The 228-nt window shown below is 67.1% G+C and carries 1 protein-coding gene; it reads left to right on the forward strand.

The window, feature by feature from the left end; translation table 11 throughout:
- Positions 1-44: 44 nt before the first annotated feature.
- On the forward strand, positions 45-228 hold a 184-nt coding region (locus KVT28_RS27710), incomplete at its 3' end, for a helix-turn-helix domain-containing protein (protein WP_368734953.1).

A 228-nucleotide genomic window follows, 5' to 3' on the forward strand; every position in this document is an offset into this window, starting at 1 on the left:
ACAATCCGCCGATTACCCCGGGGCGCCAGGCGCGTTTGAAACGCGTGCCGCAGGTCAAGGTGATGCGGCGCGCGCTCGGCCTTACGCAGGAAGAGTTCTCGGCGCGCTTTCCCATTCCGCTCGGAACGTTGAGAGATTGGGAGCAGGGCAAGAGCGAGCCGGATCAGGCCGCCCGGGCCTATCTCACGGTGATCGCCCGCGAACCGGAAGCCGTGCGCAAGGCGCTCG

The sequence above is a fragment of the Pantoea sp. GbtcB22 genome, assembly GCF_019091025.1.
Classification (GTDB): Bacteria; Pseudomonadota; Gammaproteobacteria; order Enterobacterales; family Enterobacteriaceae; genus Pantoea; species Pantoea leporis.